This is a genomic window from Rhodococcus sp. AW25M09 (genome assembly GCF_000333955.1).
In the GTDB taxonomy this organism is placed as follows: Bacteria; Actinomycetota; Actinomycetes; order Mycobacteriales; family Mycobacteriaceae; genus Rhodococcoides.
On record NZ_CAPS01000076.1, the window covers coordinates 67,455 to 76,138 of the forward strand.

The following is an 8,684-nucleotide window of genomic DNA, read 5'->3' on the forward strand; positions in this document are numbered from 1 at the left end:
CCGACTGTTTCGACCGACTGTTTCGACCGACTGTTTCGACCGACTAGGAGATGTCATGCCCCCGCACCTGATCGACGGTGAGCCCCACGACCACGGGCTGGATCGCCCCAAACGTGCGCGGGTGGCAGGAGACGCGCTGCGAGTGGGAATCGGGGGGCCTGTCGGTTCCGGCAAGACCGCGTTGGTTGCCGCCCTGTGCCGGCAGCTACGCGACGAACTGTCGTTGGCCGTTCTCACCAACGATATCTACACCACCGAGGATGCCGACTTCTTGCGACGCCACGCCGTGCTGCCGGACGAACGAATCACGGCCGTGCAGACCGGCGGCTGCCCGCACACCGCAATTCGCGACGACATCACCGCCAACCTCGACGCCATCGACGATCTGATCGAGAACAACCCCCCGCTGGATCTGATTCTCGTCGAGTCCGGCGGAGACAATCTCACCGCTACGTTCTCGTCCGGTCTGATCGACGTACAGATCTTCGTCGTCGATGTCGCAGGGGGAGACAAGGTGCCCCGCAAGGGTGGACCCGGCGTCACGTTCTCCGATCTTCTGGTCGTCAACAAGACCGATCTGGCTCCGTATGTCGGAGCCGATTTGGGAGTGATGGAGCGCGACGCGGCACAGGTGCGCGAGGGCCGGCCGACTGCGCTGATTTCCCTCACCGACGATCCGGCGGCAACCACTGTTCTCGCGTGGGTGCGTGAGCAACTGAAGGTCGTCGCCGACGCCGACGCGCATGCCCACACGCACTGAGCGTCGATGCACACCGAGCTCTGTATCGATGCGAGTCGCCATCGCAGCCCCCGTATCACCTCGGTGGGTGGACTCGCCGGCCGACAGACGGGCCCGGACACCGTCCATCTGATCGGAACGGCCGCAACGCCTCTCGGTGGTGACACCATCACCGTGCGAATTTCCGTGGCCGCGGGCGCGCATCTGGAGGTCCGCAGTGTCGCGGCGTCGTTGGCGATGCCCGGCGCACTGCAGCGTCACTCGTCGGCGCAGTGGCACTTCGAGATCGGAGCGGGTGCGTCGCTGGTGTTCGACCCCGAGCCGATGGTCGTCGTCTCCGATGCCTCGCATTCGGTAGTCAACACGGTTGTACTACAGGAGGATTCGACGTTGTGGCTACGTGAGAGGACGCAGATCGGGCGTTTCGACGAGGCGTCGGGTCGATGGAGCAGTTCGTTGCGATGCGACTTGGGAGGCAACCCGTTGCTGCGCCATCGAGTGGAACTGGGCGAGGGATCGGTTGCACACGACGCGTTGTCGGCACCGCTGTCGATGTCGAGCACCTTGCAGTACCCCGACACTCGTGCGTCCGAGGTCGATCTGCCCGGCGGGTCTGTTCGATTGGCTCTGGCCGGAGGCGGTTCGCTGATTACATCGGTGGGACACCGCTTGCAGCCCGCCGCGCGGTAACTGTGAGACCGGCACAGTCGTCGTGCGCCTTTTGCACCCCCATGGGGGTGCAAAAGGCGCACGACGGAGGAGTCAGCCGGCAGCTTTCTCGCGTTCCGCTGCGTCTTTCTCGCATTCCGCTGCGTCCTCGGCCTTGTCCACATCGATGGCGTTCGAGCGTTCGAGGGAGTTGATCTGCTCGATGGCCAAGCGGGCGAACACCTGCTGTTCGGTCGATGCCATCTGAGCTCGGCCCTTACCGAGGAACGTCACGAACCAGGAGATGACGGTCGTGATTCGACTGCGGTAGCCCACGAGGTAGTAGAGGTGCAAAGCCAGCCACATGAGCCATGCGATGAATCCGCCGAACTCGAGCTTGCCGACCTTGGCTACCGCATTGAACCTGGACACCGTAGCCATCGAACCCTTGTCGAAGTACTTGAACGGTGCCCGCTGGGTGGGGTCGTCCTCACCCTTGACCGACGCCTTGATCAACTTGGCGGCGTACGTCGCTCCCTGGATGGCACCCTGCGCCATGCCGGGTACGTCCTTGACCGCCATCAGGTCGCCGATCACGAACACGTTCGGGTGGCCCTTGACCGTCAGGTCCGGTTCGACGAGAACACGACCGGCGCGGTCGGTTTCCGACCCGGACTGATCGGCGAGCTGCTTACCCAGGGGGCTGCCCTGGACACCTGCGGACCAGACCTTGCACTGCGCCTCGATGCGACGCGTCGAACCGTCCTTCTCCTTGACGGTCAAGCCGTCGTTGTCGACGTCGGTGACCATCGCATTGAGCTGGATTTCGACGCCGAGCTTCTCGAGCCGTTCGGCGGCCTTGCGTCCGAGTTTCTCGCCCATGGGGGGCAATACGGCCGGCGCGGCATCGAGCAGGATGACACGGGCGTCGCGTGGATCGATGTTGCGGAAAGCTCCGTCGAGGGTGCGGTCGGCGAGCTCGGCAATCTGACCGGCCAGCTCCACACCGGTGGGGCCCGCGCCGACGACGACGAAGGTCATCAGCCGGTCCTTCTCCTCTTGGTCGTTCGAGAGCTCTGCCTGCTCGAAAGCGCCGAGGATGCGTCCGCGCAATTCGAGCGCGTCGTCGATGGTCTTCATGCCGGGCGCGAACTCGGCGAAGTGATCGTTGCCGAAGTAGGACTGCTGTGCGCCCGCCGCCACGATCAAGCTGTCGAAGGGAGTGACGGTGATGCGCTCGAGCAACTTGGACGTCACCGTCTTGGTGTCGAGGTCGATGTTCAACACGTCGCCCAACAGCACCTCGGCGTTCTTCTGCTTGCGCAGAATGACGCGGGTCGTCGGAGCGATCTCGCCGACGGACAGAATGCCGGTCGCGACCTGGTACAGGAGTGGCTGGAAGAGGTGGTGTGTCGTCTTGGCGACGAGGGTGATGTCGACGTCGGCCTTCTTGAGCGCCTTGACGCCGAACAGACCTCCGAACCCGGAACCGATGACGACGACACGGTGACGCTTCGATTCGAGCGGTTGGATGCTCATTACCTGCTCCCTAACGATTGCGGTGTAGGGACAACGGTAGTCGCCATCCATCGCGGCGTCTCGGCAAGGTGTCTGTACCGGTCCAGTCGGTAGATCGCAGCGGAAGACTACCGACTGCTCGCTGCCCGCTTCGCCAGTTCGACGGTCGCGGCCCGCAGGTCGGCAGCCGAGTCGACAGGCGTGGCATAACCGACTCTGGTGTACGCAATCCCGCGGGGCGTGAGCACCTTCAGATCCAATCCGTAGCGATCGGCAGCCGTGCATTCGACGGAGGTGGCATCGGGGTAGCCGCCCAGCTCGCGCGCCATCGCGGCCAGGGACGTCGCATGGTCGGCGTTGAGGTGCTCGATTGCGTATGCAGCGGTCGGCGACACCGGATCGGGTGCGGCCGCGGCATATGCCTGCCCAGCGGCCGAATCCATGCGGCCGTATCCGCCGACCCACCGGACCCGATGCACGCGCAGGACCCACAGCGTGAAATCGCTGTAGTCGAGGTAGTACTTCGCTGCGGGTACCCCTGCCAGATGCGCTTCGCGGGCGGCGGCCAGCTCGTCGCCCTCGGGACGTTCGACCACACCGGCCAGCGTGATTCGGCCTGAAGCCAGCGGATCGGTCTGCGACTGCGGTGCCACGATCGACAGACTCACTCGCTGGTCGCCGTCGAGGTTGCGGCCGTGCTCGGCCATCCGCGACACACAGAGAACCGGAGCACCGTCGAGCAATCCGTACGTGACGAACGACGCCCAGGGATCGCCGTCCGAAGTCAGGCTGGCAAGAGTCGCGATGTTGGTGGACGCCGCGATTGTGCGCGCTTCCTCGGCTGCAGAGGGTCGGCGATCGTCGACCACCGGAGACAGGGGAGGGGGAACGGACGGGGCGTCACCGGGGTTGCCGTGATCGAGTGCCATGGGCGAAAGTCTACGTTCGGCCCAGGATCAGATGGTGCACGTGCAACGCGTCAAGGGAATGCAATGTCTTCGGTCGGCACTGCCGCGGCGATTCGGCCTGGTGCGGTCTGGTTGTCCCAGTACATGTTGGTGTGCGCGATGACCTGCTCGGGCAGGGGAGCGCCCCACTGGGTCAAATCCTCCGCCGTGTGTGCATCGCTCACGAGAGTGACGTCGTATCCGCGGACGAGGGCTCCGTGGAGAGTGGACCTGACACAGAAATCCGTATGTGCGCCGGCGACGACGACGTGCCCGGCTTCGGCGGCGGCCAGCGCGTCCTCCAAGGTCGTGTCCTCGAAGGCGTCTCCGTGCTTCTTGTGGACGACCGGATCGGTCGGAACGACAGGCAGCACGTCGAGCAACTTCCATCCGTCCGTCCCGAAGTTCAGCTCGTCGTCGGCAGAGTGCTGCACCCAGATCACCGGGGTGCTCGTCTCCCGCGCGCGGGAGACCAGGGCGACGATGTTGTCGACGACGCTTTCTCGCTCGTGTGCATTGACCATGACGTCGTTCTGGACGTCGATGATCAACAGTGCGGTGGCAGGACGGTGGGGCAGCGTGGTCATGAACTCGTTCTTCGATGTCTGCGGATGTGGATCAGCTCCCGACGTACGCGGCCAAGTGCTGAGCCGTCAGGGTGGAACCGTCCGCTACCAGATCGGTTGGCGTTCCCTCGAACACCACGAGACCGCCGTCGTGCCCAGCACCGGGGCCCAGATCGATGATCCAGTCGGCATGCGCCATGACGGCTTGGTGATGCTCGATCACGATCACCGATTTGCCCGAGTCGACCAACCGATCGAGTAGGCCCAGCAGCTTGTCCACGTCTGCGAGGTGAAGTCCGGTGGTGGGTTCGTCGAGCACGTAGATTCCGCCCTTGCCTGCCATGTGCGTCGCCAGTTTGAGGCGCTGGCGTTCGCCTCCGGACAGAGTGGTCAAGGGTTGGCCGATCTTCAGGTAGCCCAGTCCGACGTCGCTGAGCCGCTGCAGAATCTTGTGCGCCGGCAGCAGCTTCGCCGCTCCGTCGGAGAAGAACTCCTCGGCCTCGGCCACCGACATGGACAGCACCTCGTCGATGTTGCGACCGCCGAAGTGGTACTCGAGTACCGAAGCCTGGAACCGCTTGCCCTCACATTCCTCGCACATCGTGGCCACCCCGGCCATCATCGCGAGGTCGCTGTAGATGACGCCCGCCCCGTTGCACGTCGGGCACGCGCCTTCCGAGTTGGAGCTGAACAGGGCGGGCTTGACGCCGTTTTCCTTGGCGAAGGCCTTGCGGATCGGTTCGAGTAGGCCGGTGTACGTCGCGGGGTTGCTCCGCCGCGATCCACGAATGGCACCCTGGTCGACCGACACCACATCCTCGCTCCCCGTGAGAGACCCGTGGATCAGTGAACTCTTGCCCGACCCCGCGACACCGGTGATCACGACCAGCACTCCGAGTGGAACGTCGACGTCCACGTCGCGCAGGTTGTGCGAGTGCGCACCGCGAATTTCGATTACCTCCGAGAACTCGCGAGTCGAGTCCTTCAGTGACGCTCGATCGTCGACATGACGGCCGGTCACGGTGTCGCTGCCTCGCAATCCCTCGACGGTGCCCTCGAAACACACGTGCCCGCCTGCACTTCCGGCACCGGGACCCAGATCGACGACGTGGTCCGCGATGAAGATCGTCTCCGGCTTGTGCTCCACCACCAGAACTGTGTTTCCCTTGTCCCGCAACTGCAGGAGCAGGTTGTTCATCCGCTCGATGTCGTGGGGGTGCAGGCCGCTCGTCGGCTCGTCGAACACGTACGTCACGTCGGTCAGCGAGGATCCGAGGTGTCGAATCATCTTGGTGCGTTGCGCCTCTCCGCCGGACAATGTTCCCGACGAACGATCCAGGCTTAGGTAGCCGAGTCCGATGTCCACGAACGAGTCGAGGGTCTCGCTCAGCGTCGTCAGCAACGGTGCCACCGATGGTTCTTTCAGACCCTCGACCCACTCGGCCAGGTCGCTGATCTGCATCGAACATGCGTCGGCGATGTTGATGCCCTTGATCCTCGAAGACCGAGCGCCCTCGTTGAGCCGGGTGCCGTCGCAGTCGGGGCAGGTGGTGAAGGTGATCGCGCGCTCGACGAATGCGCGGATATGTGGCTGCATGGCCTCGACGTCCTTGGACAGGAACGACTTCTGGATCTGCGGCACGAGCCCGGAGTAGGTCAGGTTGATGCCCTCGACCTTGATCTTCGTCGGCTCGCGGTAGAGCAGATCGTCGAGCTGCTTCTTCGTGTACTTCGCGATCGGCTTGTCGGGGTCGAAATATCCGCAGCCGCGAAAGATTCGGCCGTACCAGCCCTCCATGCTGTAGCCGGGTATCGTGATTGCGCCTTCGTTGAGGGACTTGCTCGCGTCGTACAGCGCGGTGAGATCGAAGTCGCTGACGGAGCCTCGCCCCTCGCAACGAGGGCACATGCCGCCGGTAACCGAGAAGGACCTCTTCTCGGTGGTCTGACGGCCGCCCTTGTCCACCTTGTATGCGCCGGCCCCCGAAACCGACGCGACGTTGAACGAAAACGCCTGCGCAGAGCCGACATACGGCGTGCCGACTCGGCTGAACAGTATGCGGAGCATGGCATTGGCGTCGGTGGCAGTGCCGACGGTGGAGTGGGGATTGGCTCCCATGCGCTGCTGGTCGACGATGATGGCGGTGGTGAGTCCGTCCATGACGTCGACATCGGGGCGAGCAAGTGTGGGCATGAAGCCCTGAACGAATGCGCTGTAGGTCTCGTTGATCATCCGCTGCGATTCCGCCGCGATGGTATTGAAGACCAGCGAGCTCTTTCCTGAGCCGGACACGCCGGTGAACACCGTGAGCCGCCGCTTGGGCAGGTCGACACTGATGTCCTGGAGATTGTTCTGCCGCGCGCCCTGCACACGAATCAGATCGTGGCTGTCGGCGGCGTGTGGTGCCGTGTCGTGAGCGACCTTCTTGGTAGCCATGCTCGCGGTGTCTCCCTGATCGTTCGCGGCAATCGAGACCGGAGGCGTCGATTGCACCGAGGTATGTGTGCGATCACGCTAGTCCCACCGGGATGAGCACGCTTCTCGATTCCTGATCGATTCCCGTCAGGCGCAATGCGTCTTCGAGACGTCTCAGATCGGCTGCCGACGATTCGAGCAGGGGGCGGCGCACCGTCGCATCGGAGAGAACACCGATGCTGACCAATGCAGCTTTGGCCATGATTGCTCCTTGTGTCGTGCGCATGACGGCGTCGGTCAACGGCAGAAGGGACCGCTGGATAGCGTTCGCACGATCCAGATCGCCTACTCGGACCGCAGCGATCAGCTCGGCATAGCGGTCGGCCACAACGTTTCCGGTGACGCTGACCAATCCTGTTGCGCCACAGGCGAGATAGGGCAGCGCAAGCTCATCGATTCCGCAGTAGTAGGCGAGTGTTGTCGAGGCCATGACGGTCATGGCCTCGTACAGGTCGCCCTTCGCGTCCTTGACGCCGAGGACCGAGGGGTGCCGAGAGAGCTCGATCAACGTCGGCCCCTCGATGACGACGCCCGTGCGCACCGGAACGTCGTACACCATGACGGGGAGCTGCCCGGCATCGGCGATGTCGAGAATGTGCGCCACTATCCCGTCCTGGGTGGGGCGGGAGTAGTACGGAGCGGTGACCAGTAGCGCATCGGCGCCGGCGGCCGCAGCGGACCGAGCCATCTCGATACCCGCCGAGGTGTCGTTGGTCCCGACTCCTGCGATCACCTTCAGTGCGTGGTTCGAGTGACTTCGGGTTTGCTCGATCAGATCCCGCATCTCCAGGGCGGTCAGTGTCGGCGCTTCACCGGTGGTGCCGGCGACGACGACGCCGTCGCAGCCGGTCGACACCAAGTGTGCGAGCAGAGCTTCGACGCCCCCTCGGCTCACTGTTCCGTCCGGGTGCATCGGGGTCGCCATGGCGACGAGGTTGGTGCCGAAGATCGACGGGGCCGCAGTAGTGATGGTCACCAGGACAGTGTGGATCGTTCGATACATCAGGTCCAGCGATGTATTTTCTGCAATATTGCGTAGGGTTGCTTGATGATCGATGTAGGTGCGTTGCAGGCGCTGCGCGCGGTGGCCACTCTCGGCACGCTGGCGAGGGCAGCCGAGGAACTCGGCTACACCTCGTCGGCGATCTCTCAGCAGATCAAGCGACTGGAACGGCAGATCGGTACGCCGGTGCTGGCGCAGGCCGGCCGGGGCGTCGTACTCACCCCGGCCGGTCGGGCCGTGGTCGAATCGGCAGACGAGGTGTTCCATGCTCTCGAACGCTGCGTCGAGTCGGCCAGGTCCGCGGACGAGGGCGTCGCACGTGGAGTTGTCCGCCTCGTCGGCTTCTCGACGGCCCTACGCGGTGTGGTCGCGCCCGCTCTGAGCCGTCTGCGCCGGCGGTATCCCGATCTGACGGTGCACGTCAGTGAAGAGGATCCCGATCGTGCTCTGCACAGCGTGCATGCCGGGACTGCCGACCTTGCGTTGGTACACGATGCGGACGGTGTACCCGCAGCGGCACCGCCCTCGATCGTCCGACGATCGATCCTCACCGACTACGGCGACGTGATCATGAAGCGAAGTCACCCACTCGCCGACCGCGAGTCTGCCTTGACTCACACGGATCTCGCCCGCTACCCGTGGGTGACCAGTCCCGCCGGAACGGTGTGCCAGCAGTGGTTTCGTCGGTTGTTCGCCGACACTCCCACCGAGGTCGATGTTCGCCATCTCGTCGACGATTTCTCACGCAACTCGCACTGGTCGAAGGTGACGATGTTCTCGCGCTCGT

The 8,684-nt window shown here is 64.1% G+C and carries 8 protein-coding genes; 3 read left to right on the forward strand and 5 right to left on the reverse strand.

Annotation, left to right across the window (positions count from 1 at the left end; translation table 11 throughout):
- Positions 1-55 precede the first annotated feature (55 nt).
- Positions 56-760, forward strand: a complete 705-nt coding sequence (gene ureG / locus RHODMAR_RS15640) for an urease accessory protein UreG (protein ID WP_008716150.1) — start codon at positions 56-58, stop codon at positions 758-760.
- Positions 761-766: 6 nt separating this feature from the next.
- On the forward strand, positions 767-1,429 hold the full coding sequence (locus RHODMAR_RS15645) for an urease accessory protein UreD (RefSeq protein WP_008716152.1): 663 nt from the start codon (positions 767-769) through the stop codon (positions 1,427-1,429).
- Between the two features lie 72 nt (positions 1,430-1,501).
- Here the strand turns inward: RHODMAR_RS15645 and RHODMAR_RS15650 are convergent, their stop codons facing one another.
- From RHODMAR_RS15650 to dapA, 5 genes are all read right to left on the reverse strand, one after another.
- Positions 1,502-2,926, reverse strand: a complete 1,425-nt coding sequence (locus tag RHODMAR_RS15650) for an NAD(P)/FAD-dependent oxidoreductase (protein ID WP_008716154.1) — start codon at positions 2,924-2,926, stop codon at positions 1,502-1,504.
- A gap of 107 nt (positions 2,927-3,033) precedes the next feature.
- Positions 3,034-3,834 (reverse strand): HugZ family pyridoxamine 5'-phosphate oxidase, encoded by an 801-nt coding sequence (locus RHODMAR_RS15655; RefSeq protein ID WP_008716156.1) that lies wholly within the window; start codon positions 3,832-3,834, stop codon positions 3,034-3,036.
- 50 nt (positions 3,835-3,884) lie between these two features.
- Positions 3,885-4,439: an isochorismatase family protein gene (locus RHODMAR_RS15660; RefSeq protein ID WP_008716158.1), complete on the reverse strand. Its 555-nt coding sequence runs from the start codon at positions 4,437-4,439 to the stop codon at positions 3,885-3,887.
- 31 nt (positions 4,440-4,470) lie between these two features.
- Positions 4,471-6,855: an ATP-binding cassette domain-containing protein gene (locus RHODMAR_RS15665; protein WP_008716161.1), complete on the reverse strand. Its 2,385-nt coding sequence runs from the start codon at positions 6,853-6,855 to the stop codon at positions 4,471-4,473.
- A 73-nt stretch (positions 6,856-6,928) separates the two neighbouring features.
- On the reverse strand, positions 6,929-7,870 hold the full coding sequence (dapA, locus tag RHODMAR_RS15670; RefSeq protein WP_232433676.1) for a 4-hydroxy-tetrahydrodipicolinate synthase: 942 nt from the start codon (positions 7,868-7,870) through the stop codon (positions 6,929-6,931).
- A gap of 72 nt (positions 7,871-7,942) precedes the next feature.
- On the opposite strand from dapA, the gene RHODMAR_RS15675 reads away from it, so the two are divergent.
- The coding region (locus RHODMAR_RS15675; RefSeq protein WP_008716164.1) for a LysR family transcriptional regulator at positions 7,943-8,684 on the forward strand (742 nt) is incomplete at its 3' end.